This is a genomic window from Sorangiineae bacterium MSr11367, from assembly GCA_037157805.1.
Taxonomy (GTDB): domain Bacteria; phylum Myxococcota_A; class Polyangia; order Polyangiales; family Polyangiaceae; genus Pendulispora; species Pendulispora rubella.
Map to the genome: position 1 here is coordinate 13,386,070 of CP089983.1, position 26,247 is coordinate 13,412,316.

At 67.5% G+C, this 26,247-nt stretch carries 28 protein-coding genes; 17 read left to right on the top strand and 11 right to left on the bottom strand.

Annotated elements, in window-relative coordinates; translation table 11 throughout:
- Positions 1–348 precede the first annotated feature (348 nt).
- A complete protein-coding gene (locus LVJ94_52245; GenBank protein WXB05456.1) occupies positions 349–1,056 on the top strand; it encodes a DNA mismatch repair protein MutH in 708 nt (235 codons plus the stop codon).
- On the opposite strand, the gene LVJ94_52250 is transcribed toward LVJ94_52245, so the two are convergent.
- Genes LVJ94_52250 through LVJ94_52260 form a run of 3 tightly spaced genes read right to left on the bottom strand, consistent with a single transcriptional unit; the run spans position 1,053 to position 3,087 of the window.
- Complete coding sequence (locus LVJ94_52250; GenBank protein ID WXB05457.1) at positions 1,053–1,895, bottom strand: zf-HC2 domain-containing protein; 843 nt, start codon at positions 1,893–1,895, stop codon at positions 1,053–1,055. The genes LVJ94_52245 and LVJ94_52250 overlap by 4 nt on opposite strands.
- Positions 1,888–2,403 carry a hypothetical protein gene (locus LVJ94_52255; protein WXB05458.1) on the bottom strand — a complete coding sequence of 172 codons (516 nt, stop codon included), beginning with the start codon at positions 2,401–2,403 and terminating at the stop codon, positions 1,888–1,890. The genes LVJ94_52250 and LVJ94_52255 overlap by 8 nt, the downstream gene beginning before the upstream one ends.
- Positions 2,404–2,451: 48 nt before the next feature.
- Entirely contained in the window at positions 2,452–3,087 is a 636-nt protein-coding gene (locus LVJ94_52260) for a MarC family protein (protein WXB05459.1), read from the bottom strand.
- An 88-nt stretch (positions 3,088–3,175) separates the two neighbouring features.
- Between LVJ94_52260 and LVJ94_52265 the strand changes: the two genes are divergently transcribed.
- The 3 genes from LVJ94_52265 to LVJ94_52275 are packed head-to-tail and all read left to right on the top strand — an operon-like array spanning position 3,176 to position 6,832.
- Positions 3,176–5,407 carry an ATP-dependent RecD-like DNA helicase gene (locus tag LVJ94_52265; protein ID WXB05460.1) on the top strand — a complete coding sequence of 744 codons (2,232 nt, stop codon included), beginning with the start codon at positions 3,176–3,178 and terminating at the stop codon, positions 5,405–5,407.
- A 35-nt stretch (positions 5,408–5,442) separates the two neighbouring features.
- A complete protein-coding gene (locus LVJ94_52270) occupies positions 5,443–5,973 on the top strand; it encodes a hypothetical protein (protein ID WXB05461.1) in 531 nt (176 codons plus the stop codon).
- A gap of 37 nt (positions 5,974–6,010) precedes the next feature.
- Positions 6,011–6,832 carry a hypothetical protein gene (locus tag LVJ94_52275; protein ID WXB05462.1) on the top strand — a complete coding sequence of 274 codons (822 nt, stop codon included), beginning with the start codon at positions 6,011–6,013 and terminating at the stop codon, positions 6,830–6,832.
- A gap of 1 nt (position 6,833) precedes the next feature.
- On the opposite strand, the gene LVJ94_52280 is transcribed toward LVJ94_52275, so the two are convergent.
- Positions 6,834–8,150, bottom strand: a complete 1,317-nt coding sequence (locus tag LVJ94_52280) for a sigma 54-interacting transcriptional regulator (protein WXB05463.1) — start codon at positions 8,148–8,150, stop codon at positions 6,834–6,836.
- Between the two features lie 20 nt (positions 8,151–8,170).
- Between LVJ94_52280 and LVJ94_52285 the strand changes: the two genes are divergently transcribed.
- From LVJ94_52285 to LVJ94_52300, 4 genes are all read left to right on the top strand, one after another.
- On the top strand, positions 8,171–9,610 hold the full coding sequence (locus tag LVJ94_52285) for a protein kinase (GenBank protein WXB05464.1): 1,440 nt from the start codon (positions 8,171–8,173) through the stop codon (positions 9,608–9,610).
- The gene (locus tag LVJ94_52290) at positions 9,610–10,407 is read left to right on the top strand and encodes a polysaccharide deacetylase family protein (protein ID WXB05465.1); all 798 of its coding nucleotides are present in this window, start codon (positions 9,610–9,612) and stop codon (positions 10,405–10,407) included. The genes LVJ94_52285 and LVJ94_52290 overlap by 1 nt, the downstream gene beginning before the upstream one ends.
- Positions 10,408–10,498: 91 nt before the next feature.
- Positions 10,499–10,750 carry a FeoA domain-containing protein gene (locus tag LVJ94_52295; GenBank protein WXB05466.1) on the top strand — a complete coding sequence of 84 codons (252 nt, stop codon included), beginning with the start codon at positions 10,499–10,501 and terminating at the stop codon, positions 10,748–10,750.
- Positions 10,747–12,750 carry a ferrous iron transporter B gene (locus tag LVJ94_52300; GenBank protein WXB05467.1) on the top strand — a complete coding sequence of 668 codons (2,004 nt, stop codon included), beginning with the start codon at positions 10,747–10,749 and terminating at the stop codon, positions 12,748–12,750. Before LVJ94_52295 ends, LVJ94_52300 begins: the two co-directional genes overlap by 4 nt.
- On the opposite strand, the gene LVJ94_52305 is transcribed toward LVJ94_52300, so the two are convergent.
- From LVJ94_52305 to rplU, 5 genes are all read right to left on the bottom strand, one after another.
- Complete coding sequence (locus LVJ94_52305; GenBank protein WXB05468.1) at positions 12,751–13,122, bottom strand: hypothetical protein; 372 nt, start codon at positions 13,120–13,122, stop codon at positions 12,751–12,753.
- 18 nt (positions 13,123–13,140) lie between these two features.
- Positions 13,141–13,836, bottom strand: coding sequence for a hypothetical protein (locus LVJ94_52310; GenBank protein ID WXB05469.1), 696 nt, complete (start codon positions 13,834–13,836; stop codon positions 13,141–13,143).
- Between the two features lie 160 nt (positions 13,837–13,996).
- Positions 13,997–14,842, bottom strand: a complete 846-nt coding sequence (locus LVJ94_52315; GenBank protein ID WXB05470.1) for an HAD hydrolase family protein — start codon at positions 14,840–14,842, stop codon at positions 13,997–13,999.
- The gene (gene rpmA, locus LVJ94_52320; protein WXB05471.1) at positions 14,839–15,108 is read right to left on the bottom strand and encodes a 50S ribosomal protein L27; all 270 of its coding nucleotides are present in this window, start codon (positions 15,106–15,108) and stop codon (positions 14,839–14,841) included. Before rpmA ends, LVJ94_52315 begins: the two co-directional genes overlap by 4 nt.
- A gap of 9 nt (positions 15,109–15,117) precedes the next feature.
- Positions 15,118–15,429 carry a 50S ribosomal protein L21 gene (gene rplU, locus LVJ94_52325; GenBank protein WXB05472.1) on the bottom strand — a complete coding sequence of 104 codons (312 nt, stop codon included), beginning with the start codon at positions 15,427–15,429 and terminating at the stop codon, positions 15,118–15,120.
- A gap of 211 nt (positions 15,430–15,640) precedes the next feature.
- On the opposite strand from rplU, the gene LVJ94_52330 reads away from it, so the two are divergent.
- Genes LVJ94_52330 through dapB form a run of 4 tightly spaced genes read left to right on the top strand, consistent with a single transcriptional unit; the run spans position 15,641 to position 19,612 of the window.
- Positions 15,641–16,303: a hypothetical protein gene (locus LVJ94_52330; protein ID WXB05473.1), complete on the top strand. Its 663-nt coding sequence runs from the start codon at positions 15,641–15,643 to the stop codon at positions 16,301–16,303.
- Positions 16,304–16,348: 45 nt separating this feature from the next.
- On the top strand, positions 16,349–17,944 hold the full coding sequence (locus tag LVJ94_52335) for a DUF1957 domain-containing protein (GenBank protein ID WXB05474.1): 1,596 nt from the start codon (positions 16,349–16,351) through the stop codon (positions 17,942–17,944).
- Between the two features lie 13 nt (positions 17,945–17,957).
- Entirely contained in the window at positions 17,958–18,863 is a 906-nt protein-coding gene (gene dapA, locus LVJ94_52340) for a 4-hydroxy-tetrahydrodipicolinate synthase (GenBank protein ID WXB05475.1), read from the top strand.
- Positions 18,860–19,612: a 4-hydroxy-tetrahydrodipicolinate reductase gene (dapB, locus tag LVJ94_52345; GenBank protein ID WXB05476.1), complete on the top strand. Its 753-nt coding sequence runs from the start codon at positions 18,860–18,862 to the stop codon at positions 19,610–19,612. The genes dapA and dapB overlap by 4 nt, the downstream gene beginning before the upstream one ends.
- Positions 19,613–19,619: 7 nt before the next feature.
- Here the strand turns inward: dapB and LVJ94_52350 are convergent, their stop codons facing one another.
- Together LVJ94_52350 and LVJ94_52355 are read right to left on the bottom strand one after the other, a co-directional pair.
- Positions 19,620–20,660, bottom strand: coding sequence for a hypothetical protein (locus LVJ94_52350; protein ID WXB05477.1), 1,041 nt, complete (start codon positions 20,658–20,660; stop codon positions 19,620–19,622).
- Positions 20,661–20,698: 38 nt separating this feature from the next.
- Complete coding sequence (locus tag LVJ94_52355; GenBank protein WXB05478.1) at positions 20,699–21,931, bottom strand: PEGA domain-containing protein; 1,233 nt, start codon at positions 21,929–21,931, stop codon at positions 20,699–20,701.
- A gap of 17 nt (positions 21,932–21,948) precedes the next feature.
- On the opposite strand from LVJ94_52355, the gene rsmD reads away from it, so the two are divergent.
- The 5 genes from rsmD (at position 21,949) to LVJ94_52380 (ending at position 26,247) form a co-directional block, all read left to right on the top strand.
- On the top strand, positions 21,949–22,518 hold the full coding sequence (gene rsmD / locus LVJ94_52360; protein ID WXB05479.1) for a 16S rRNA (guanine(966)-N(2))-methyltransferase RsmD: 570 nt from the start codon (positions 21,949–21,951) through the stop codon (positions 22,516–22,518).
- A 73-nt stretch (positions 22,519–22,591) separates the two neighbouring features.
- Positions 22,592–23,185, top strand: a complete 594-nt coding sequence (locus LVJ94_52365; protein ID WXB05480.1) for an AgmX/PglI C-terminal domain-containing protein — start codon at positions 22,592–22,594, stop codon at positions 23,183–23,185.
- Between the two features lie 207 nt (positions 23,186–23,392).
- Positions 23,393–24,394 (top strand): hypothetical protein, encoded by a 1,002-nt coding sequence (locus LVJ94_52370; GenBank protein ID WXB05481.1) that lies wholly within the window; start codon positions 23,393–23,395, stop codon positions 24,392–24,394.
- A 15-nt stretch (positions 24,395–24,409) separates the two neighbouring features.
- Positions 24,410–25,222 carry a tRNA pseudouridine(38-40) synthase TruA gene (gene truA / locus LVJ94_52375; protein ID WXB05482.1) on the top strand — a complete coding sequence of 271 codons (813 nt, stop codon included), beginning with the start codon at positions 24,410–24,412 and terminating at the stop codon, positions 25,220–25,222.
- Complete coding sequence (locus tag LVJ94_52380) at positions 25,210–26,247, top strand: GNAT family N-acetyltransferase (protein WXB05483.1); 1,038 nt, start codon at positions 25,210–25,212, stop codon at positions 26,245–26,247. Before truA ends, LVJ94_52380 begins: the two co-directional genes overlap by 13 nt.

The window sequence follows — 26,247 nt, forward strand, 5'->3', positions numbered from 1 at the left end:
GGTGGATGTCTCGCCGGGGTTTTCGAGCGACGGCGCTCTACGGGCATCGTCGTGGCTCGAGCAGCCTGCGACGAGGAGAAACGTCCCGCTCATAAAGAACGTGCAGGTTAAGGAAGCTAAAGAGTGCGTCATTTCGTTTTCTCGTGATGCGGTTGAGAAGAGTGCACCTCGTGTGCCGCGTCGTGATTCGAGACGCTGAAAGCTTTCTCGAGTCGTCGGACTCTGACACCCGCGTCGTGCTATGCCACCGGTTGGCATCGATGATTTTGTGCGCTTTCTCGCGCAACTTCGTGCGGGGTTGGTCGATTCGCCGTCCAGAAATCGTACGTCTGATCCATAGTCGCACGCATGCCCCCGTCTCCCGTGCCGCCTCCGCGTGACGAACACGATCTGCGTGTGCGGGCGCATTGTCTGACGGGGCGCACCTTGGGCGATCTCGCGCGGGAGCTGCGCTTCGCGTTGGGGCAGGCGGCGTTGCATACCAAGGGAAAAGCGGGGGAGCTCGTGGAGCGGGCGCTCGGTGCCGGTGCGGTGGCGGGGCCGCCTTCCAATGGGGATCCTCGGAGCTTGCTCGATTTTCCGCACCTCGGCATCGAGCTGAAAACGGTGCCGGTGGACGAACGCGGGCGGCCGCGTGAGTCCACCTTCGTGTGCGCCCTTCCACTCGGGCACGCGGATGCCATGGAGTGGCGCGGCTCGTGGGTGCGCACGAAGCTCTCGCACGTGCTCTGGCTGCCGATCCTCACGCGCGAGCACGCGGCGTGGAACGAGCGCGTCGTGCTCGAGCCGGTCTTCTGGCGCCCCTCGCGCGAGCAAGATGCCGTTTTCCAAGGCGACTTCGACGACGTCATGGGGATCATCGCCAGCGGGGGAATCGAGCAACTCACGGCGCGGATCGGTCGCTGGCTCCAGGTGCGTCCGAAGGCGGCCAATGGTCGGGCGCGCACCATCGCGCACGGCCCCGACGGCGAGCCGATTGCGACCGTCCCGCGTGGTTTTTACCTGCGCCCGAGCTTCACGGAGGCCATCCTCCGCGATCCGCGCGCCGTGCCCTAGCGACGAAAATCGTCCGGAAGGCTCGGATCGACCGGACCCGGGACCTCGCTGGTTTGCTGCGTCGAGGTTGGGCCGACGATCTCGAACATTGGCTCGGCGACCCATACGCGGCCGCCGCCGTCGAGAAAGACGTCGACAATGACGATGCTCGCGTCGGCCGAGACGTCGAAGGTGAGCTCATAGGGAGCCCAGTCGGTCGTTCCTTTGATCGCGCGTTCCGGCGGTATGCCTTCCGCGCCTCGAAACTTGGCCTTGTCCCATGTCTCGCCGAGTTTCTGCGCTTGGACGCTGAGGCCGGCGCCGTACGTAACACCTTCGGTTCGAAGCCATGCCGAAAGTCGCACCCGCTTGCCGAGGTACTTCGTCGCCTGAAACCTCTGCGCCAGGCGTGCGCCGTCGCTGCGTGCCGATGGCTCCCCACGAAGCACGCGGCTCGGCGAACCCCGGAAGAGCACCGTGGGATCCGTCGCCGTCGCAAAACGCGTTGCGCCGTCCGCGTCCGTGTAGAGGAGGTGCCACGGATTCTTCGTTGCCGCGCCGAGCTCGGACTCGGCTCGAATCGCCTCCGGCCCGCCGGCGACCTTCCACATCGCGCCGCCGCCCACCACGGCGACCATCGCCGCCGCCGCGAGCCACGGCCAGGGCCCGCGCGCTCGTTTCTGGCGCAGATTCACCGTGGCCCCTTGGATCGCGAGCTCCAGGTACGCCTCGGCGGAAAGCCGTTTTGCGCAGGCGCTGCATCCGTTCGCGTGCTGCTCGATGCGTCGTTCCTCGACCGGCGCGAGTTGACCTTGGACGAAGTCCATCAGCTCCTCCGCCGTGACATGGGCCTCAATCATGGCCATCCTCCAAGGCCGCGCGAAGCACGCGGCGTACGTCGCACAGCGTCTGCCGCAGATGCTGCAGCGAGATCCCCAGGCGCCGCGCCATCTCGGCATGCGGCGTCGCCGACTCCTCGTAGACTGCGAGAAAGATGCGCCGCGCCGCCGGTGCGCACCCACGCAGCGCCCGTTCGACGGTGCGCACGTCCTCGCGGGCCAGCACGCGCGGCTCGTCCTCGTAGCCTTCGGGGCCCGGCCAGTCGCGCAGCAATGTCCGCTGGCGCACCTGCTGCCGGCCCTCGTCGCGCGCCAGGAACTGCGCCTGTCGGATCGCGAGGCCTGGGAGCTCCAGGCTCGCCAACTTGCCCTCGCGATGCCGCTCCATGAGCGTCAGCCAGGTGCGCTGGGCGAGGTCACGCGCCCGATCGGGCGCCAAGCCCATCGCGAGAAGCGCCAGAAAGACGGACCGATCGTGGCTCGCGATGAGCTCGTTCCAGAGGTCCACGTCGATTCGTTCCAGCGCCACGAGATTCACAAAGCATGGAACGAACGAACCGCCCGGACATAGGGGCGGCTACCCCAGGATTTTCGGAAACGCTTCCCGGAGGCCGTCGAGAATGAACTGCATGGCCAGCGCCGCGAGGATGAGGCCCATGATGCGGCCAATCAAATTGATGCCGGTGCGCCCGAGGACGCGCGCCACCACGGGGGCCGAGCGAAGGACCAAAAAGGTGATGAGCGCCACCGCACCGATGGCGATGAAGATGGCCGCGTGCTGCGCAAGGCCTTCGGCTTTGCCCACCAGGACCATCGTCGTGGCGATGGCGCCCGGGCCGGACAAGAGCGGAATGCCCAGGGGGATGACGCCGACGTCGGCCTTCGTCTCGGCTTCGGTGCGCTCTTCTTCCGTGCTGCGCAAGTCCGAATCCTTGGCGTGCATCATCTCCAGGCCGAGGCCGAAGAGCACGATGCCGCCGGCTATCTTGAAGGCCGAAAGCGTGATGCCGAAAAACTTGAAAATGAGCGTCCCGGCGAGCCCGAACGTCACGAGCAGGACGAGCAGCGTGAGCGATGCACGAAGCGCCGTGCGGCGCTGGGCCTCGGGCGATTGGCCGCCCACGAGCGCGAGAAACACCGGGAGCGCCGCGAAGGGGTCGATGATGGAAAAGAGCGACCCGAAACAGAGCAAAGCATAGGTCGCGAGCGCCACGCCGCCTCAAATAGTGCCAAGTCTGAAAAAATGCACCCCCGTAGACGAAGTCTCGTCAAAGCCCCGGCATTTCGCCGAAGATGAAGGCGTGGCGAAACCCGTGACGATGCCGCTTCGAGCGCGTGGCGCAGCGCTGACCGCATCGCACGGCGGAGGCGACGAAGTCACCCTCGAAGGCGATATCGACCGCGTCACCTTCGAGAGCCAGGACTCCGGCTTTCGCGTGGTCAAGCTCGCGCGGGAGGGGGCGGAACCGCTCACGGTCGTGGGCACCTTCCCGCAGGTCACGCCCGGCACCCGCGTTCGCGTGCGCGGCCGCTTCGAGCGCGATCGCAAACATGGCGAGCAGCTGCGCGCGCTTTCCGTCACCGAGCTGCTGCCCACGACCTTGGTCGGTGTCGAACGCTACCTCGGCTCCGGCCTCATCAAGGGCATCGGCGAAGGGTACGCGAAGAAGATCGTCGCGCACTTCGGGATGGATACCTTGCGCGTGCTCGACGAAGAGCCGGACCGCCTGGCGGAGGTCGACGGCCTTGGCAAGAAGCGCTCGCAGACGGTGGCCACGGCCTGGCGCGAACAGCGTGCGGTGCGCGACGTGATGGTCTTTCTGCAGGCCCACGGCGCCTCGGGCGCGCTCGCGGGCCGCATTTACAAGCGCTACGGCGCCGATGCCGTGCGCATCGTCTCCACCGAGCCGTACCGCCTCGCGATGGACGTGTGGGGCATCGGCTTCAAGACGGCCGATCGCATCGCCCAAGAGCTCGGGGTGGGGAGCAACTCGCCCGCGCGCATGCAGGCCGGTCTCCTGCAGACCTTGAACGACGCCCTCGAGGCGGGCCACACGTGCGTGACGGTGGATGAAGCCGTCGGGCGAGCGATGCAGCTCCTCGGGTTCGATCCCGACGACGCGTCGATGGCCGAGCACGTGCGCGAGGCGCTGCGTGCCTTGGTGCGCGGGCGCTATGCGGTGGCCGAGCTCGCAGACGGCGAGCCGCTCGTGTTCCTCACCAAGATGCACGCCGCCGAGGTGCGCGTGGCGCGGCGCCTGCTCGAGCTCACGCGGGCCAACGCGCGCGGGCTCGGCGGTGCCGCGCAGGCCATGACCGAGTTCGAGCGCGCTGCCGATGTCGAGCTCGCGCCCGAGCAGCGCGATGCCGTGTCGCGCGCCGCCGAAAACCCCGTGCTCGTGGTCACCGGGGGCCCCGGCGTGGGCAAGACGACCATCGTGCGTGCGATCCTATCGGTGCTCGATCGCGAAAAACTCGACGTGCACCTGTGCGCCCCCACCGGCCGCGCGGCCAAGCGCCTCGCGGAATCCACCGGGCAGCGCGCCTCCACGGTGCATCGCCTGCTCGAGTTCGAACCGAAACGCGGCGAGTTCAAGCGAAACCGCGCCACCCCGCTGGAGTGCGACGCGCTCGTCGTCGACGAAGCCTCGATGATCGACTTGCCCATGGCCGATGCCATCACGCAGGCGCTGGCCGACGGGACGCGTTTGATCCTCGTGGGCGACGTCGATCAGCTCCCCAGCGTGGGCCCCGGCGCCGTCCTGCGCGATGTCATCGCCTCGGGCGCGGTGCCCTGCGTCCGGCTCACGCAGATCTTCCGCCAGGCCGAGCAAAGCCTCATCGTGCAGAGCGCCCACCGCATCAACATGGGGGAGCCCCCCGTCGCCTCGAACCGCCCCGACGCGGATTTTTTCCTCGTCGAGCGCAGCTCGGCGGAGGCGGCGCGCGACACCATCGTCAAACTGCTCACCGAGCACATTCCGCGGCGCTTCGGCATGGATCCGCGCCACGACGTGCAGGTGCTGACGCCGATGCACCGCGGGCCGGCGGGCACCATCGTCCTGAACGAGGCCCTGCAGGCGGCGCTCAATCCGAGCGGGCCGCAACTCACGCGCGGTGCCCGCACGTACCGGTTGCATGACAAAGTCATGCAGTTGCGCAATGACTACGACCGCGAAGTGTACAATGGCGACGTCGGCATCGTCATCGAGGTCAACGCGGAACAAGAGACCCTCACCGTCCGTTACGACGAGGAGCGCAAAGTCGTATACGAAGCCGGCGATCTCGACGAGCTCGCGCTGGCGTATGCCGTGAGCATCCACAAATCGCAGGGGAGCGAATATCCGGCGGTGGTTTTGCCCTTCGTCACCGCGCATTTCGTCATGTTGTCGCGCAATCTTCTTTACACAGCGGTCACCCGTGGCAAACGCCTCGTCGTTCTGGTGCATGATCCGCGCGCGCTTTCGCTCGCGCTGGCCGAAGATCGCCGCGGAGAACGCCGAACGCGCCTCCAGGCGCGTCTTCGCGGTTGACGCACCGGCCAACGCTGGTCACGCTGAGAATCGCCATGATCAAACGCCTCTTGGTCGGCCTCGTCCTCGGGCTCGTGATGGGCTCGCTCGTCGCCGCCGTGGTGGTGAAGGGGCTCGGTTTGACCTCGTTTTCGCCGGCGCTGGCGTACGTCTTCGCCGCGGCGACCGGCGTCATCGTCGGGCTCGTGGCGGGCAAGCCCATCTGGGCGCAGGGAGGTCAGATCGAGGCGGGCCTCAAGGCCGGTTTTGGCGCTTTGGTCGCCGCGGGCCTCATGTACGCCATGCGCAGGTGGCTTCAGCTCGACGTGGACCTTTCCTCCTTCGGGGCGGGCGCCGGGTCGCTGTCCGAGCTGCCTGCCACGTCGCTCCCGCTCATCGCCGCCGTCCTGGCCGGTTTCTATTCGGCGGACAACACACCGGAGGCCGCGGGCGATGGCAAGACGGAGTCGAAGCCCCGCCTGGCTGCAAAGAAAGAGGGCGCCGGCAACAAGATGCGCGTGGCCTCCAGCGAGGACGACGAGGACGACGCCGCCGACGTTCTGCCGGGAAAGCGCACGAAACGATAGAGTCGGGTCCGAGCACTGCTCTAGGATGCCCGGCTCAATGCGAGCGGGCGTCGGCAGGTGGAGCGTGTGCGTCGGAGCGATCCTGGCGTCGTTTCCCGCCGCGCCGGTCGCTCGCGCCGCGGAGCCGGGCGATGCCGCCAAAGCGCGGTGTGCCGCGTCGTACGAAGCCGCCCAGATGTTGCGCCGCGAAGAGCGGCTTTCCGCGGCCCGGGCGGAGCTTCTCGTCTGCGAGGAGACGTGCCCGGAGAAGCTCGCCGAGGATTGCGCGAAGTGGCGCGGCGAGCTCGCGCACCTCATGCCGACGGCGCGCTTTTTCGTGCGCGATGCCGAGGGACGGCCGCTTGGAGGCGTTCGTGTCGCGGTCGATGGGCATGCCATCGACGGCGCCGCCGACGAAGCCTCGGTGCTCGTGGAGCCGGGGCGGCACGTGTTTCGGTTCGAGCGCCAAGGCTATTTCCCTGCGGAGGTGCGCTCCGAGTTCCACGTCGGGGAACGCGATCACGTGGTGCACGTGGTCCTTGCCTCCATCGCGCCCGTCCAGGCCTCGGCCGCGCGCACGAGCTTCGGGGCGGCGCCGCGGCCTGCTCCGCGCGCGAGCCGCACGCCGTCGTACGTGCTCGGTGGCATCGGCCTGGCCGCATTGGCCACGGCCGGCGGGCTCGCCCTCAAAGGCTACGCCGACCGCGCATCCTTGCGCGACTCGTGCGCGCCCACCTGCGAACAATCGGACATCGACTCGATCCGCACGTTGTGGTGGGTCGCCGCCGGCGTGGCCGTGGCCGGCGCGACCTCCATCGGCGTGGCCATCGTCCTCTGGCCGCGTGAGCCGTCCGTTGCGCTCACCGTTCCGTTTCGCTGAGTCACCGAATCCCGTGGCGCACCATCAAGCGGTGCACCAACTGACGCGAGATGCCCATGTCCGTGGCCGCCTTGGCCACGTTGCCGTCGTGCGCGTGCAGCTTTTCGCGCAGGTAGCTCGCCTCGAACCGATCGATCACGCGTTCGCGTGCATCACGCCACGACAGCCCGAGCAGCGCGTCGAAGTCGCGCCGCGCTTCGCCCTCCACCCCGTGAAACTCCAGCGCCCGTTCGCGCATGTGCGGAAAGAGCAGGAGCCGCGACACCGTGTTTCTCAGCTCGCGCACATTGCCGGGCCAATGATGGCTGGCCAGCATTTCCAAGGCACCGTGCGGCAGGTCGAGCACAGTGCGCGGCGGAATGTCCGACGCGAGAAATCGCTCCACGAGCAGCTCGATGTCGTCGCTGCGTTCGCGCAGCGGGGGCACGACGCATTCGAACACCGCAAGGCGAAAGTACAGGTCCTGCCGAAACTCGCCGGCGGCGGTGGCCGCGTGAAGATCGCGATGGGTCGCTGCAACGATCCGGGCATCGAAGCTTCGCCATTCATTGGAACCGACGGGACGGTACTGTTTCGACTCGAGGACCCGGAGCAGCTTGGGCTGCTGATCGAGCGGAAGTTCGCCAATTTCGTCGAGGAAAAGCGTGCCGCCGTCGGCGGTGGCGAGCATGCCCGTGCGGTCGGCATCGGCGCCGGTGAAGGCTCCGCGCACATGACCGAAGAGCTCCGCCTCGAAGAGCGCCGGCGTGATCGCTGCCGCGTCGAAGATGACGAACGGCCCATCCGCGCGGGGGCTCGCGTCGTGGATGGCCCGCGCCAGGAGCTCTTTGCCCGTCCCCGACTCACCGCGCAACAGCACCACCTCCGGCGACTGCGCGGCTTGATGGAGCCGATGAAAGAGCGCGCGCATCACCGTCGAACCCCCGAGCGCGCCGCCGAAGCTCGCTTCGGGCCAGAGCGGAATTTCCGATGGCTCGCCCGTGACGCGGATGCGCAGGCTCACACCGCCGATCTGCAGCACGTGGCCCGGTGCCACGTGGGCTTCCTGCACGCGGATGTTGCTGACGAATGTCCCGTTCTTGCTTTGGAGATCGCGGACGAGTATGCCCTGCGGCGTTATGCGGAAGAGACAGTGACGCCGGGACACCGCAGGATCGGTCACAATGAGATCGCAATCGTTCCCAGTCCCTACGACAATGGGTGCCAGGCCGAACGGACGCGACACTTCCTGCGTGCTCGCCATGTTGGCCACCAAGACGAGCGACGGCAGGCTGGCCCGCCGGCGGTCGAGAAGGGTGAGCGTCGTCGATTGGCTCATGGCGTGATAGGGTACCAATTGTGAGGCGTATCGACCGGTACGTGCTCCATGAAAAGATCGCCTCCGGCGGGATGGCATCCGTGTACCTCGGCCAAATGGTCGAGGAAAATGGTCTTTTGCGCACGGTGGCCATCAAGCGGCTTCACCCGCACGTGGTGGAGATGAGCGGGGCGCTCAACATGTTCAGGGACGAAGCGCGCCTGAGCGCACGAGTTCGCCATCGGAACATCGTCACGACATTGGCCGCGGCCCAGCACGGGCACGAGCTGCTCTTGGTCATGGAGTATGTGCACGGCGTCTCCCTGTCCTTTCTCGAGTCGCGCGTCCGCGACGCCGACTCGAGGATCCCTTTGTCCATGGTGAGCACGATTTTGATCGACGTGCTCGATGGCCTTCAGGCTGCCCACGATGCCACGGACGAAGAAGGCGAGCCTTTATTCATCGTCCACCGCGATGTCTCTCCACAAAACGTCATCGTGGGCGACGATGGCCGCTCGCGCGTGCTGGATTTCGGCATCGCGAAGGCGGCCGTGCGCCTGCAAACGACGCGTGAGGGCAGGGTGAAGGGCAAGCTCCGGTACATGGCGCCGGAACAGGTGTTGAACCAGAGCGTCTCCCCTCGGACCGACGTATACGCCGCGTCCGTGGTGCTCTGGGAGCTTCTCACCGGGCAGCGCCTCTTCGATGCCTCGAGCGAAGGCGCCATCGTGGCCAAGGTTCTCGAGGGCGTGGTGATCGCGCCAAGTCGCTTCTCGTCCGCGATCGGGCCGGAGCTGGAGGCCCTCGTGCTGCGCGGGCTCTCGCGCGATCCGGACGAGCGGTTCCCCTCGTGCGGGGAAATGTCTTCGGCCCTTCGCGCCGTTCTGCCGCCGGCGGAGCCGGAGGCCGTGGCCGAGTACGTGCGCGAGCACGCGGGGAATCTGCTTCGCGATCGCGCGGCCCGCATTGCGCAAATCGAGGACGCGGGGGCGGACGCGGGCGTGCCCGCCGTGTCATCCCCCGTCGTCTCCGAGACGGCGGGCACCCAAACGGTGCACTCGCCGCCGGCGCAGACGCCGCTGTTCGAGCCGCCGCCCGCCGAGAGCAAACCCAAGCGCGGGCGCACCATCGCCATCGTTTCGGTCGCGGTGTTGGGCATTGTGGGCATCTCGACCTTCGCGCTGCGAGATCGCCCCGTCTCGCGCGAGTCGAATCCGCCCGCCACCGCGGCGGCATCGGCCCCCGTGCTCACGGCATCCGCCCCGCAGGCCCCGCCGCCGCATGACCCGGTGCCTGCGCGCACCCCCGACGCGGAAGCGCCGACGGCACCCGCCAAAGCGGTGCCACCTCCTTCGGCGTTGCCGCCGCGCATGCGCCCTTCGGCGAGCGCCGCACCGCGACCCGAGAGGTCGCCAGATTGCGATCCCATGTTCACCATCGACGCCAACGGCATCCGGCGCGTCAAGCCGGAGTGCCTCTGATGCCGCCGTTTCGGCTTCTTCTCTACGCGGCGAGCCTCGGCGCGGTGCTGTTCTCGGTGCGCGCCGTGCTCATCGCCACCCCCCCGCTCTGGGTCTCGGCGTGCCTCGCGCTCACGTACGTCGGATTGATCCTCGGCGGCGTCTTCGTCTTGCGCTTGCGCGCGTACGTGGACGCGATCATCGACGGCCCTCCGGGTGCACGCGGTGTGGTGCTCACCTTCGACGATGGGCCCGATCCGGATTGGACGCCGCGCGTGCTCGACATGCTCGAGCGCTCGAACGCGGTGGCGACGTTCTTCGTCATCGGCAAGAAAGCCGAGCAGCACCCCCAACTGGTGCGCGAGATCCTCGCGCGCGGGCACTCGGTGGGGCTGCACTCCTACGCGCACGACCGCCTGTTTTCCCTGCGCAGTGAGCGGCACGTGCGCGACGATCTCGCGCACTCCATGCAAGTGCTCGCCGACATCCTCGGCGAGTCCCCCATGCTGTTTCGTCCGCCGATTGGCCATACGAACCCCATCATCGCGCGCGTGGCCGACGCCATGGATCTCACCGTCGTTGGATGGAGCGTGAGCGGACACGACGGGCTCGCGCGGGCCGATGCCGAGCAGGTCGTTCGCCGCATCCGTCGTGGGCTGCGTGACGGTGCCATCGTTCTTTTGCACGACGCATCAGAGCGGGGCACCCACGAACCGGCCGGCGTGAAAGCCCTGCCTGCGGTGCTGGCCGCCATCACCGACGCGCAGCTCCCCGTCGTCCCGCTGCAGGCCTTCCTCGGCGAAGAGTGCGAACAGTAGAAGAGTCGTCGCTAGATGCCTCGACGACCTTGCCGTGATAGGACCGCGGGACTACCTTTTTGCTATTGAAAGCGGTTTTCAACAGCCTCCCATGACGGTCGCACCCCCCCTATTTCTCGGCGAGACTCACGTGGGCGTGACGGTACGGGTCGTCGCGTTGGACCTGGAGCACGACTTCGTCGAGTGGCTTCGCGCCGTGGGCATCCACGAGGGCGTCCTCGTGACCGTGCTGCGCCGCGCTCTGTTCGGCGGCCCCATTCACGTGCGCACCGGCGCCGGGGGTGAGTTCGCGTTGAACCGGCAGCTCGCGCATTCGATCCGCGTCGAGGAGGCGCAGCCATGAGCGCCCGGAGGCCCGTCGCTCGCGACGGCCGACTTTCAACGCAGTCCTCTTGCCACGGTGAGGCCGTGGGCTCCAAGGACGCGACCGCCGCGGCGCACGGCAAGCCGTTGGTCGCGCTGGTGGGCCGGCCGAACTCGGGCAAGTCGTCGCTCTACAATGCGGTGACCGGTGCCCGGGCCCACGTCGGCAATTTTCCAGGCATCACCGTGGACATTCTGGAGGCCGACATCACGCTTCCCGGCGGCCTCGCCGTGTCCATGGCCGATCTTCCCGGGTTTTACACGCTCGAATCGGTCATCGACCCGGCGACCGACGAGGGCATCGCACGCCGCGTTCTCGATCGCGCCGCGGCCGACGAGCGGCACCTGCTCGTGGTGCAGGTGATCGACGCCACGCAGCTCGCCTTGGGCCTGCGGCTGACACGCGAGCTTTCCGCGCGCCCCTTCCGTCTTCTCGTGGTGGTCTCCCAGAGCGACGTCCTCGATGCCCAAGGCCGCACGCTCGACGTGCACGCGCTCTCCGAGGCCATCGGGCTGCCGGTGCTCGCGGTTAGCGCGCGCGATCCTGCGACGTCGGCGAAGGTCCGCGAGGCCGCGGCCAAGGAGCTGGAGCGCGATGGCGACGGGGCATGGCGGGGCAAGCCATCGTGGGAGCCCGACGCGGTCGCCTCCAAGGCGGTCTCCGACGTGAAGTCCGCGAGCGCGGCGGCGCGCCGGCGGCGTGAGTTCACCTCCCGTGCCGATCATTGGCTGCTGCACCCGGTGCTGGGGCCCGTCCTTTTTCTGTCGATCATGGCGCTGGTGTTCGCCTCGGTCTTCCTCGTGGCCGATCCCACGACCAACTTGCTCGATGCGGCGATGGGCGCCCTCGGGGCGCGCACGTCGAAGCTACTGGGCGAAGGGCTTCTCGCGTCGTTCGTGGCCGACGGCGTGTTGGGCGGTGCGGGCACGGTGCTGGCGTTCATGCCGCAGATCGTGATCCTCACCGTGGCGATGGAGCTGCTCGAGGCGACGGGCTACCTCGCGCGGGGCGCGTTTCTCGTGGACCGGCTGCTGCGCCTTCTCGGGTTGAGCGGTCGCTCGTTCGTGCCGCTGCTCATGGGCCACGCGTGCGCCGTCCCCGCCATCTCCGCGACGCGCATCGTGCGCGATCCGCGCGAGCGGCTGACGACGATCCTCGTGTTGCCGCTCATGACATGCTCGGCGCGCATTCCGACATACGCGCTGGTGCTGACCACGTTTTTCCCCGGGGGCAGCGCCCTCTTCAAGGCGTGCATCTTCGTGGGGCTGTACTTCGCGGGCATCTTCTCCGGCCTGGTGGCCTCGCTGGTGCTGCGCCGCACGGCCACGAGCGGCCGCACCTTGCCGTTGGTGCTCGAGATGCCCGCCTACCGCGCGCCGCAGCCGCGCGTGCTGCTCCGTCAGACGGTGCGCGCGTCGGGCCGCTTCCTCAAAGAGGTGGGAACCACGATCCTGGCCGCCTCTGCGGTGCTCTGGGTTTTGCTCACCGTGCCCGCTCCCTTCGGCCCCCGCGGTGCCGCGGTGGAGGATCCGTCGGTGCCGGCGCGCACGATGACGCTCGAGCACAGCGTCGGCGCGATGGTGGGCCGCAGCCTGGAGCCCATCACGTCGCCGCTGGGCTTCGATTGGCGCGTCAACGCAGGGCTCATCGGCTCTTTCGGTGCGCGCGAGCTCATGGTCAGCACGATGGGCATCATCTACGGCATCGAGGACGTGAGCGACGATCCCGCGCCGCTCTCCGAGCGCATGCGCACTGCGAAAAAGCCCGACGGCGCCCCCGCCTACACGGTCCGCACGGGTCTCGCGCTGCTCGCGTTCTTCCTCTTCGCCTGCCAGTGCATGAGCACCGTCGCCGCCATCCGCCGCGAAACCAAGAGCCTGCGCTGGCCGCTGTTCGTCATCGGCTACACGTACGCCATCGCCTACGCGGCCGCGTTCCTCGTCTACCAGATCAGCGGCATCTTCTTCACGGGCAGCTAATCAAAACTTGATCGGGGGCAGCGTGAGGAGCGTCTCGCCCGGCGCCACGGGGTTGGGCGGGGCCACGGAGGGCGGCATTTCGAAGGGGGAGGGGATGGGGTAGGCGGGACCCTCGCCCTTCAGCAGCTTGAGGAGCGCGATGGCGGCCGTGGTGATGGCCGGCTTGGCTTCGGCATCCGTATCGAGTGCATCGATGGCGTGGGCCAGCAGGGTTTCGTCCAAGGTCTTCAGCGCGTCCTTGATGGGGTCGCGGAGCACCGACGGAAGATCGCGCAGCACGGGCTCGCGTGCGAGCGCTCGATCGAGCGGATCGGTGGTGGCCTCCGTGAGATCGGGGATCGTGTCGAAAGGGGTCGGCGGCGCGTTGCTCATCGCCAAAACCGTAGGCGATTATGGCTGCATCGGCGGCGGATTTTGTGCGGTGGCGGCAAAGTGATTCTGCACGCCCGCCGAGTGGCCCTTGGCGTACGAGGCGCAAAAGAGCACCAGGTGCCACGGGAGCACGATGAAGGGCCACACGAAGTTGGCCGGAACGATGTTCATCGCCGCGCGGGTCAGCAGCTCTTTGCGCGTGCAGGGCGGGCATGCGATGCCCGTACGGCGCTGCATGTAGAAGAAGACGAAGAGAAACACGAACCAATTGGCGTACGTGTACCGCTTGATGCTGTTCGACGGCTGTCCGCATGCAGGGCAAGGGAGCAAGTCGCTGCTCCCGTGCTCTCGGTACGGGTGCATCGCGTGCGCCTGCGATCCAGGGTATGGCTGGGCGCCATAACCCGGCTGCGGATACGGCGCTTGCTGCGGATACGCCGCGCCATAGCCTTGCTGGGCGTAGGCGTCGTAACCCTGTTGCTGCGGATACGGCTGCTGCACGTACGGCGGCTGTCCGTACTGCGGTTGCCCATAGGCCTGCTGCTGCGGGTAGCTCTGCTGCGGCGCTTGCCCGTACGGCGGCTGCTGCGCGTAACCCTGCTGCGGCGGGTAGTACCCTTGTTGTTGCTGCGGGTAACCCTGCGGCGCGTAGCCTTGCTGCTGGTGCTGCTGTTGCGAATACTGCGGCTGGCCCGGTTGCGCGGGCATGGCCACGGTGCCGCGGAGCGGTGGCTTCGGTGCGCCGGATGAACCGGCCGCAGACTGAGGACTCGATGGCAGATGAGGCCTATGAGGGCCGCGAGGCCCGAATGAATCTTCGGACATGAGCCTCGAGTCTACCTTACGTCAGGTGACCGTGCCCGAGGCCATTGCCTCAGACGCGAACGCCGAAGACCTCTTCGACCACGCGCGCCACCCCGCCGCCTTCGTCGCTCGTCTCGGGGAGCACGTCGGTGGCGGCATTTTTCACTTCGTCGGGGGCCTGCCCCATGGCAAACGACCGGCCCGCCTTGGTGAGCATCGGAATGTCGTTCAACCAGTCCCCGACGCTCACGGTCTCTTCGATCGAGATCCCGTGATGTTCGGCGATCCACTCCAGCGCAGAACCCTTGTTCCCGCCGAGGGCCCGCACGATGAGGCCCCAGGCGCCCAAAATGCGCCGAATCGGAAACATCGCCACCTGGGCAACGTCCCGCAGCTCGTCTTGAATGCCCGAAGCCGCCTCCGAAATCTGGTCGGCGGTACCCACGGCCACGACCGCGGTGATGCCCTCACGCTCTTCCCACACCGCGTGCTCCACGACGCGCACGGAACGCTGGACATCGCTCGACCAGGTGGCGACATACCCCAGGTATGGATCGCCCGTTTCGTCGTACACGATGGCATCGCGCGCAAACACGAAGGTCGCCGGGGCGGCGCGCTCGAAAATGCGCCGCAATGACTCGCAGTGCGGGCCATGGATGCCGTGATGCATCAGCGTCGTGTGCGTAGCTGCGCTCACCATGTGACTGCCATCGACGCATCCGGTAGGACCGGAGAGCCCGAGGGTGAGCACGCTCGCCCGGGTGCCTGAGTACAGGCGCCCGGTGATGATGCTGACGTGGGTTCCTCGCTCGACGAGCGCACGGAGAGCATCGGCATCACGCGGATGCGGATTCCCGTGCGCGTCCAGGAGGGTGCCGTCGAGGTCGACGGCGATGAGCTTCGGCGAAGATTTCACTCCGCGGCGGCGGCCGCGGGATAGACGGAAACCTTTTTCTGCGTGTTGGTGCGGAACTCGTACTTCACCACGCCATCGATGAGCGAAAAGAGGGTGTAGTCCTTGCCCACGCCCACGTTCTTGCCCGCGGCGATGGTCGTGCCGACCTGGCGAACGAGGATGCTGCCGGCGGTCACCTTCTCACCACCGTAGACCTTGGTGCCGCGCCGTTGCGAGTTGGAGTCGCGCCCGTTGCGCGTGCTGCCTGCGCCTTTTTTGTGTGCCATGGCGGTCTCTCAGCCTCCCGTGATTCCAGTGATTTCCAAAGCGGTGAACGGCTGGCGATGGCCGGACTTGCGCCGATAGTTCTTCCGACGGCGGAACTTGAAGATGATGATCTTCTTGGCGCGATCCTGCGCCGTGATCTTCGCCTCGACCTTCGCACCTTCGACGCGCGGCTGGCCGATTTTGAGGGCTTCGCCGCCGATGAGCAGCACTTCGTCGAACGTCACCGTGTCGCCGACTTCGCCCAGGAGTTTCTCCACGCGGAGCTTGTCGCCGGGGGCGACTTTGTACTGCTTTCCGCCTGTCTTGATCACCGCATACATGCTGTAGCCCTCTTGAAAAGCCGACGATCCTGGTCCCTTTTGCGACGAGCAGAAGGGGCGGACAGCGGCGGGGGATTGGGGGACGCGGGAGTATACGGATGGACGTCCCTTTGTAAAGCAACGTCGTGCTCGCGAAAAAGGAAGCCCGCTCAGGCCGGCCCGAGCCTTGCTCATGAGGTCGGGAAACCTCCTCTAACTCGGCGAGAACGATATGAAAATGCGTCTCTTCTCGAAGATTTTCCCTCTCGGAATGGCGGTTGCGGCGGCCGGGCTCGCTGGTTGGGCCTGCAGCGCGCCCGATCCAGGGGAGCTTGGTAACACCGATCCAGACAAGCCACCGGGGGGGAAATTTGATGCTGGGCAACCGGGGCCCCGCCCCGATGCTGGCCCGGGAGGCGATGGCGGCTCGCAAGGGTCCACCGATCCTTTCGCGGATCAGCCCGCCTACACGAAGATAGACGGCGATAGTTCGATCCGCCCGGGCGGGCACTCCACGTTGCAGGGGAACAATCCCGTCGGAGAGAATTGCTTCAACGGCCCATGCCACGGCGCTGGCGGCAACGGCCCCACCTTTGCGATCGGGGGCACGATTTACCAGAATGACCAGGGCGTGAACCCCGCAGGGGCTGGTGTGGAGGTTCGGATTCGAAGCCTCGACGGTTCCTACGCAAAATCCACATACACCGATCAGTACGGGAACTTCCGGATCAAGCTCGGCAACGACACGTTCCCGGCGCAAGCCTACGTCTCCATTCGCAACGGCAAGGGAGTCAGCCCCATGTCCAACCAACTCTCCAACGCGGATGGCGCCTGCTCGAAGGCTGGCAACTGCCATGGTGGCGGCTCGACCAAGAAGGTGTGGATCGCGCCGTAGTCCCACAAATGCGCGCCCGGGCGTGCTACTCGTCATCGCAGAGCCATGCCGAACGGATACCTCGCGCTGGTACTGCACGCGCACCTCCCATTCGTCCGACATCCCGAGCACGCTCGGCATCTCGAGGAGCGCTGGTTTTACGAAGCGCTGATCGAATGTTACCTGCCGTTGCTCGACGCGTTCGACCGCATGGCCGACGACGGCGTGCACTTCGCGCTCACCATGAGCGTCACGCCGCCGCTGGCCTCGATGCTGCGCGACCCGCTGCTCTGCGAGCGCTTCGAAGGCCATCTCTCGCGCCTCGAAGCGCTCACCGATCGGGAGATGAAGCGGCTTTGGGGCGACGAACGCTTCGCCCACGTCGCCACCTTCTACCGTGAGGAGCTCACCCGCATTCGCGGCGTGTGGGACCGCCACCGCGGCGACGTCATCGGCGGGCTCGTGCGGCACTGGGACGCGGGACGCATCGAGCTCATCACGTGCGCCGCGACGCATTGCTACCTGCCGGGCATGCTTCCGGCGCGCGAAGGCATCCGCCCGCAGCTCGAATTGGGCGTGCGCGGCTTCGAGAAGCTCGTCGGGCGAAAGCCCACGGGCATGTGGCTGGCGGAGTGCGCCTACCACCCGAGCTTCGACGACGAGATCGCCGCCGCGGGCATTGGCTTCACCTTGGTCGACACGCACGGCGTGACGTTCGCGCGTCCGCGCCCCGCCTTCGGTGTGCACGCGCCCATCGTCTCGCCGTCGGGCGTCGCCTTCTTCGCACGCGACGCCGAGTCGAGCCGTCAGGTGTGGTCACGCGAAGAGGGCTACCCCGGCGATCCGCACTACCGCGACTTCTACCGCGACATCGGCTTCGACCTGCCGGAAAGCGAGTTGATGGGCGAGGTTGCCGGCGACGGCTCGCGCTTGATGACCGGCATCAAGTACCACCGCATCACCGGCAAGACTCCGCACAAAGAGCCGTACGATCCCCGCATCGCGAAGCAGATCGCCTGGGAGCACGCGGGCAACTTCGTCTTCAACCGCGCGTTGCAGCTGCAGCACCTGTCGGCGCGCATCCCCGCGCCGATCATCGTGGCGCCGTACGACGCCGAGCTTTATGGCCACTGGTGGTACGAAGGGCCGCGCTTCCTCGAATCGGTGTTCCGGCAACTGCCGAACACGCGTGGCGAGGTGGAGGCGATCACCTTGCGTGGCTACCTCGAGCGGCATCCCGTGTCGGTGCAGGCCACCCCGGCGGCGTCCTCGTGGGGCGCAGGCGGCTACGGCGAAGTGTGGGTCGGGCCCGAGGCGGCGTGGTCGTGGCGTCATGTCCACCATGCGACCCGCTACGTATCGTGGCTCGTGCGCAACCACCGTAACGTGGACGGTGAGCGGGGCCGCGCGCTCGACCAGACGATTCAGGAGCTCTTGCTGCTCCAATCGAGCGATTGGAACTTCATCATCAAGACGGGCACGTCGCTGAAGTACGCGGAATCGCGCATCCGCTCGCACGTGCACCGGCTGCGTCGTTTGGGGCACCTGGTTCAGACCGGTGTGATCGAGGGTGCGGATGCCGCGTGGCTGTCGGATGTGTCGGCTCGCGACAATTTTTTCCACCAGCTCGAGAGCGACACCTTAAGATCGGCATTCGACTGAGAGAGACAAGAAGATGGCCACAATCGAACTTTCGGGCACGTACACGGCTGTAATTACGCCCTTCAAAGACGACGAAGAGCAGTCGATCGACTGGGCGGCGTACGACGAGCTGATCGAAGCGCAGATCGCGGGCGGCGTTCAGGGGCTCGTGCCCTGCGGCACCACCGGGGAAAGCCCCACGCTTTCGCACCACGAGCACGAGCAAGTCATCGCCCGCACCGTGCAGCGCGCCCGCGGACGTGCGCAGGTGATTGCCGGCGTCGGCTCCAACTCGACCCGCGAGGCGATCGACCTCGCGCGTGCCGCCGAACGCGCGGGGGTCGACGTGGTGATGGGCGTCGTGCCCTACTACAACAAGCCCACGCAGGAAGGGCTCCGCCGCCACTTCCTCGCACTGGCCAAGGCGGTCTCGGTGCCGCTCATCATCTACAACATCCCGTCACGCACGGGCATCGACCTGAGCGCCGATACGATGGTGCGCATCGCCTCGGAAGCCTCCAACGTGATCGGCGCGAAGGAAGCGACCGGCAACGTGCTCCGCACGCAGGAGTTGGCCCGCCGCCTGGGGCCGCGCTTCGCCATCCTCAGCGGCGACGACGCGCTCACCCTGCCGATCATCGCGGCCGGTGGCCGGGGCGTCATCAGCGTCACCTCCAACGTGCTCCCGCGCGAAGTCGCGCAGGCGACGTCGCTCGCGCTGTCGGGCGATCTGGCCCGGGCACGTGCGGCGCACCTCGCGCTTCTGCCCGTGCACGAGTCGATGTTCATCGAGGCGAACCCCGGCCCCGTGAAAGCGGCCCTCGCCGCACGCGGGAAGATCAAAGAGGTGGTTCGCAGCCCGCTCGCACCGGTGGGCGAGAGCACGCGCGCCACCGTCGTCGCCACCATCGACGCCTACCTCCGGGAATCCGCGGCATGACCAGCGCGCCGCGGACGCGCGTGGCCATCGTCGGGTCGGCCGGAAAAATGGGGCAAACGTTGGTGCGTCTCGCCAACGAGGATCCCGAGTGCGAGTTGGTCGCCGTCCTCGATCAGGGCGACGCGATGAGTGCGCTCGCCGCGTTTCCCGGCGCGGTGGCCATCGAGTTTTCCAGCCCGGCGGGCACGCGTGCATTGGCGGAGATCGCACCCAGCGCGGGCGTCTCCATCGTGAGCGGCACCACGGGCCTGGACGATGTGGCGGTGCGCGCCCTCGACGCGGCAAGCCGCACGGTGCCCGTCTTCACCGCCGCCAACATGAGCATCGGCGTGCACGTGCTCGGGGTCCTCATCGAGCGCGCCATTGCGATGCTCGGTCCGGGCTTCGATATGGAGCTCGTGGAAGCGCACCACCGCCGCAAGGTCGATGCGCCGAGCGGTACCGCGTTGAAGCTCGCCTCCATCGCGCAGGCCGCAAGGGCCGGCACATCGCTCGTTCACGGGCGGCGTCCCGAAGTGCGCGAGGCGCGTTCGCCCGGCGACATCGGCATGCACGCCATCCGCGGGGGCGACGTCATCGGCGATCACACGCTGTATTTGCTCGGAGACGGCGAACGCCTCGAGCTCACCCACCGCGCCACGAACCGCGATCTCTTCGCCCGCGGCGCCTTGCGCGCGGCCAAGTGGCTCGCCACGCAGCCCCCCGGCCACTACGGCATGGAGCATCTCGTCGGCAGCGCGGTCCCCTAGGTCTGGGCTACCACGCCATATTCAAGTTCACGCTGCCGCCGCGCGGGCCCACGCTCGGCGCGACCTGCCATTTGCGTGCACTGCTCTTGCTCGCGGCGCTTTCCCGCGGCGCCTCTTTGCTGTGGTCCGTCAGAAGAAGGATCACGCCGGTGCCCACCAAGGCCACCCCGGCGCCGATGCCGATGAACTCCAGGGTGCGCGCTGTCTTCGCATCCTCGAGCTTGTCGCACTGAGGCCTTCGCGGATTGCAGAAGTCCGCCGGGGCGCCGGGCGCTGCGGCGTCGTCCTTGTTGTCCGACTGGAGCGAGAGAAAGCGCACGCCCTCGACCGCACCGAAGATTCCGGCACCCGCGCCCAGGCCGATGAGCGACCAGCCGATCACCGTGCGCGCCGACACGCCGCGCGACGGGGGCGGCTTCGGCTCTTCTTCCTTCTTCTTCTCGATCACCGGCTCTTTCGGGCGCGCGACCACCGGCGGCGGCGGCCGCTCGCCGAGCAGCTTTTCCAGCAGACGATCGGCCACGGCCTGCAGCTTGGGATCCTTGGCGTCGGTCAGCGTGTCCGGGTACGTCTCGTTGGCCACGATTTCGCGGTCGCCGCGCACCCACAGGTGCACTTCCGCCGTGACCTCGCGCGGGCTGGTGCGATTCACCCAGCCGTACATCACGCGATCGGCCTTGAACTCGTCGCCCATGCGTTGGGTGCACGCCGTGTCGGGGCGCTGCGGGCACTTGAGCGCCGCCGTCACCATCGAGAGTGACGTGCTGACGCCGCCGAGCGTCCAATTCGACATCGCACGCACGCGGGTGCGAAGCGTCGTGGTGAGCGCCTCGACCTGATCGTCGGCATTGTCCGAATCGAACCCCAGAACGTGCACCGTGCGCACAGTGGTCGCAGATCCCGATGCGGCCGGCGGGGGCGCGGGCCTCACCTGCGGTGCGGGCTGCGTGGTCGCAGGTCCCAAGGGTGTCTGCGCCGACGCCGTTGCAGGCAACGCGAGTCCGAGGAGCAAAGCGAAAGGGGCGAGGGAGCGGCGTGTGGGGTTCAAGGACCGTAACTTTGCATCAGAAGGGGGCCAAAACTGCATCAGAAAACGACGCGTACGTCGAAACCGGCGCGCATACCGCCTTCGCGGGGCGCAAAGTGCGGCAAAAATTGCAGGCTCGCTCGACGCGGCGGGCGCGGTGCTCGGGCGGATGTGGGCGCGTCCTTTTTCGTGGAGGTATCGGTGAGAAGCAAGTACGTCCCCACGCCGATGCTGACCGCGGCCACGGCACCGCCCACGAGTCCGAGCAGCGAGGCGGTCTTCGCCGAATCGTAGTTGTCACAGATGCCCTGCGCGGCCCCCGCATCGGAGCCCGCCCACGGCGCCGGCTCACCGCGGCCCGCTTGGCAGATGGCTTCCTTGCTCGGCTTCTGCCCGTCGATCTGATGGGCGTCGCGAAAGTCTTCCGTCTCTGACTTCAGGCTCAGGAAGTGGACACCTTCGTAGATCGCGAAGCCCCCCGCCACCGCGCCCACGCCCACGAGCGCCCAACCCGCAATGGCCCGCGTGTTCGAGCCGCCGCCTTCCGTGGAGCTCGGCGCCGTCTCGCTTTCGACGGCAAGCGGCACGACGACGTCGGCATCGACGCCTCCGACCACGGTGACCTCTTTGCGTGCCGTCGCATACCCCGATGCGCGCACCTCGATGACATGGCGGCCCGCGGCCAGGTCCAAGCTCGCGCGTCCGTTCTCGAGGCGCCCTTTCTCGGTGCCATCGACCCAGACTTCGCCGTCCGCGCGCCCGGCGCGCAGCGTGATGGTCGCATTCTGCGGGGCCGTGCCGGTGAGGCGATCGACGATGCGTGCGGCCATGCGGCGCAGGTACTCGTCGTTCTGATCTTTCAGATTGTCGCTGAAGACTTCTTTGACCGACGCATCGGGCTTACCGCGCACGAAGAGATGGATCTCCGCCGTCAGCTGTCCGCGTGCGCTCGGCCCCATCTTCGAGACGTGCCCGTAGATGAAGCGGTCCGTCTTCAACTGATCGGCGATCTTCTGAAGGCATGTCGTGTCGGGTCGCGATGGGCAACGCAGGGCCGCGAGCAACATCCCGAGCGACGGTGACGTATCGGCCACCGGGCTCAATTTTTCGCGCGCTCGCGAGCGCAGCGCTACGCCGAGGGCTTCCGCTTGCTCGTCGGCATCCTCCGAGTCGAGCGGCAGCACGTGCAGCGGCAAGCCGCTCCGTGCCCCTTGCGCCTGCGCGCTGCGAGTAAAAAGCGATACGAAAACCAGGATCGTCGTCGCGAGAAGCCACACATAGGCTAGACGCATGCCCAAGAGATTATCCTGTGCGCATCACCGGAGGTAGCCATCGTTCGCGTTCGCTTCGCGCCCCAAAGGGGGATCGCACACGCCCCACCTCCGATCGCGTGCGCGAGGCGTTGTTCTCCATCTTGAGAGATGTCTCGGGCGACCGCGTGTTGGACCTTTACGCTGGCACCGGTGCGCTGGCACTCGAGGCGCTCTCGCGCGGTGCCGAGCATGCGACGTTCGTGGAGCAGGGACGCGATGCGCTTGCGGCGTTGCGGTTCAACATCGAGCAGCTCGATGTCGGGGCGCAGACGACAGTGTTGCCGATGTCGGTCGAACGCGCAGCTGGTACGCTGGTGCGCACACCGGAGGGGGAACGCTACACATTGGTGTTCGCCGACCCGCCATACAAACTGATCCAGGGTGGGGAATTTGTGCAGAGCTTCACGCCGATTGTACACTCGGGCGGTCTTGCGTCAGACGCAACGGTGGTGGTCGAACACGCGAGTGCCGATCCGCCACCAAGCGTCAGCGATCTCGAGCTGCTCGAGTCACGGCGTTACGGCGACACCACCCTTAGCCTGTACCTCTACCGGAGCAGAATATGACATGTTGTCTCCCCGCAATCTCTAGAGCATGTATATTCGGCGCGCGGCGTCCAGCCGAGTGAGCCAACGGTCGATGAGCGCGAGCACACCCCCGCCGCCCACCCATGGGAACGGCAAGTATATCGCCTTAGGGCTTCTCTTCTTGTTCGGAATCGTTGGCCTCTTCGTGTGGAAGATGGTTCTCGACAAGCCCGCCCCCGCGGCCGTTGCGCCTCCGCCACCCGGAAGCGCCCCCCCCGCCACCACGTTCAGCCAATCCCAGGTGGACGAGGTGCCGCCGCCTCCTCCGCCCGAGCCCGATGCAGGTCCGCCGCGAAAAGTGGCGTCGACCAACAATTCGCTGGCCGGCTGCGAGGTGAAAACGTGCGCCGGTAGCATCACGTCCGATCTGGAGACGGCGCTGGCGTTTCGCGCCAAGCAGGCCCATCGCTGCTACGACCAGGCCCTCACGCAGGACAACACGCTTCAGGGCAAGGTGCAGATCACCCTGCGCATCGCCCCGAGCGGAGGCGTGTGCTCGGCCGGCGTGACCGCCAATGACATGGGCACCCCCGCCGTTGCGCAATGCGTTGCCGGGTACTTCAAGTCCACCGGGCACTTCCCCGCGCCCAAGGGCGGTTGCGTCGACACGGCGGTCCCCATCTCGTTCGTCCCCGGCGGCCGGTAGTCTCGTCTAGCCGCGTTCGTTACCCACCTCCCCGCCCGAGCGGGCGACATCCAACCGGGTGCTATGGCCGACGAGGATCCGAAGAAGCGAGGGAGCAGTGCACCCCCGAGTTCGCGGCCCTCGCGGCCAAGCGAAGTTCCGCCATCGTCCCGAACGGGTGCGCCAGCCCGTTCGACGCGACCGCCGCAGCTCTCCACGGCGTTTCGATTGTCGGGCATCGACTTCGACCTGATGGGGGCCGCGCGGCGCATCCTCGAGGGCGCGCTCGGCGTCGTTCCCGGCGAGCGCGTGGTGGTTCTCGTGGATCGCGCGCGGCGGGACATCGGTCTTTCGCTGGCCGATGCGGCCCGGAACATCGGGGCGCGGGCCGCGATTTTCTCGCTGGAGGAATACGGCGACCGCCCCATGCGGCACATCCCGTCGTCGCTTCAGGAGGCTCTGACCGACGCCCAGGCGAGCGTCTTCCTGGCGGGCTTCGACGACGGTGAGATGGCCCTGCGCTACGAGCTTCTCGCGCGCGTGCGCCATCTCAATTTGCGCCACGCGCACATGGTTGGCATCTCGCGGAAGTCCATGATTGGCGGCTTTTCCGTGGACCCCTCGCGCATCCTGGATGCGACGCGGGCGGTGCGGATGCGGCTGCGGCCCGAGTCGGTGCTGCGCGTGCGCAGCGTGGCCGGGAGCGATCTGGAGGTGCGGTGCGCGCCCTCGCTCCGCTGGGCGGAGTTCGTCGGGGTGCTGCGCCCGGGGCGCTGGGAGCATCTTCCGTCGGGCAGCCTGGTGACGAGTCCCTCATCGGTTTCTGGCGTGTTCGTGGCCGATGCTTCCATCGGCACCGAGGCCGGGGCCAACGTCGGGCTGCTCGACAAGGCGCCGGTGCGCTTCGAAATCGACCAAGGCCTCTGCCGCGCCGTGCGCTGCGACGACCGCTCGCTGGACCGACACCTCATGGATTTCATGCGCCGCGAGGCCAGCCTGGACCGAGTGGGGCTGGCCATTTTGGGCACGAACATCGGCATCCATGCGGCCACCGGCGAGGTCACCTCGGACCAGAATTTGCCAGGGATTCACTTGGGATTCGGCGCCACGTACCCCGAGCACACGGGCGCGACGTGGAGTGGGAGGGCCCAGATCACGGCGGCCGCGAGCACGTCGGATGTCGACCTCGACGGTGTGCCCCTGGTCCGCTCGGGGCGTTTGCTCGTGTAAAGTCTCGGGAACGACATGTCCGAGCATCCCGGTGGTGTACTTCTCAAGGTGGCCTACGACGGCACGCATTTCCGGGGTTGGGCCGCACAAAAGGGCGGGGAGCGCACCATCGAGGAGACGCTCAAGGGGGCCATCATGGCGGTCGATGCCCGTGCGAGTGCCCCGCGCGGAACGAGCCGCACCGACAGCGGCGTCCACGCCGAGGCGCAGATGGTGGCCTTCGACGCGACCTTGCCCTTGCCGCCGCGCGGCTGGGTGCTCGCGATCAACCAGCATTTGCCCGATGACGTGTGCGTCCGCGCCGCGCGGCTGATCCCGCCCGGGTACGTGCCGAGGTTTGCCGCGAAGGGAAAGCGCTATCGCTACCGGCTCGTGCTCGACCGCATCCGCGACCCGCTGGTGATGCACCGGGCGTGGCGCATCGGCTTCGAGCTGGACCTCGACAAGCTGCGCCGCGAGGCGCAGTCCATCGTGGGGACACACGACTTCGCAGCCTTTCGCTCGGCCCACGACGAGCGGCAGGAAACGGTGCGCACGGTGACGCGTGTGGCCATCGAGCCGGACGACCTGCATGGGCTCGACCTGCACGGGCGGATCCTGAGCATCGTCATCGAGGGAAACGCCTTTCTCCACAACATGGTGCGCATTTTGGTGGGCACCTTGGTGGACGTGGCCCGTGGGCAGTTGCCCGAGGGGACCATCGCCCGCGCGCTGGAGGGGCGCGACCGGCGTCTTTCTGGTGCGACGGCACCCGGCCATGGCTTGACGCTCGAGTCGATCGATCTTCTCCTACCTAGTGAAATGGTCGGGGAGCCATGGCCGCAGTAACCGTTCGTGAGCGCATACTGGTACGAGCGCCCTCCCCGGGGGAGGGCATCCAAATCGCGGGATTGTGGCGTGAGCTCTGGGATGCGCACGAGCGCTGGGGAGGCTACCCGGGCACGCGCGACGAGCGGGTTTACGCGCGGCTGGCCAACCGGCTCGACGAGGACGCGCGCGTTCGCGGCGGGCAGCCGGTGCTCGGGCGTCACATTCACCTGGTGGCGGCCATCCATGGCCAAGTTTGCGGCCAGGTGGAAGGCTGGTTCGAACGCCACGGTGCCGAGGCGCGCACGCCGTACACGTGCGAGGTGCGCTCGCTCATCGTGCACCCCCGGGCGCGGGTGCTCGGTGCGGGGAAGGCGCTGCTGACGAATTTGGCGCGCATGTCCCACGAGCTTGCGCGGGGCGCCCCGTCGGTGTTGGCCGCCGAGGTGCTCGAGCCCAACCCGGCGCACGGCTTTTACGAGCGGCTCGGGTACCGGCCCGTGGCCTGGAGCTCGCGCATGGTCGTCTCGCACGAGCCTCGGGTGCGCGCGGGCGAGTTCGTGGCCCGGCCCGCCGAGCCGCAGGATGCGCTGGCCCTGGCCGTCTTGGAGTCGATGCTGGCCGCCCGAAGGCGCGCCGCCCACGACGAGCGGTTCGACCGGCCACGGGCCATCGATGCCACCTTGGTCGGGGCCATCGCCGCCCACCTCGGGCGCCGGCATCGTGATGCCAGCGAGCCGCACGAACTCGTCACCGTCGATGCGCGCGGCGACGTCCGGGCGGCGGCAAGCCTGGTCATTTCGCCCCTGGATCCGCCATTTGCGCGGACGCGGCGTACCATTCTCGGCCGCTTCGCCATCGACCCGGCGCGCGAACCTCTTCCCGTGCTGGCCCCGCTCATCGCGCTCGCGTGCCGATTTGCGATCGCAGCGGAAGCTCCCACCATGGAGCTGACCGATCTGACCCTTCCGGGCACCCCGCTTTACGACGCCACCCTGAGCCTTGGCGCGCACCCGTGGTCGCGCATCGTCACAAGATTGGCTTGA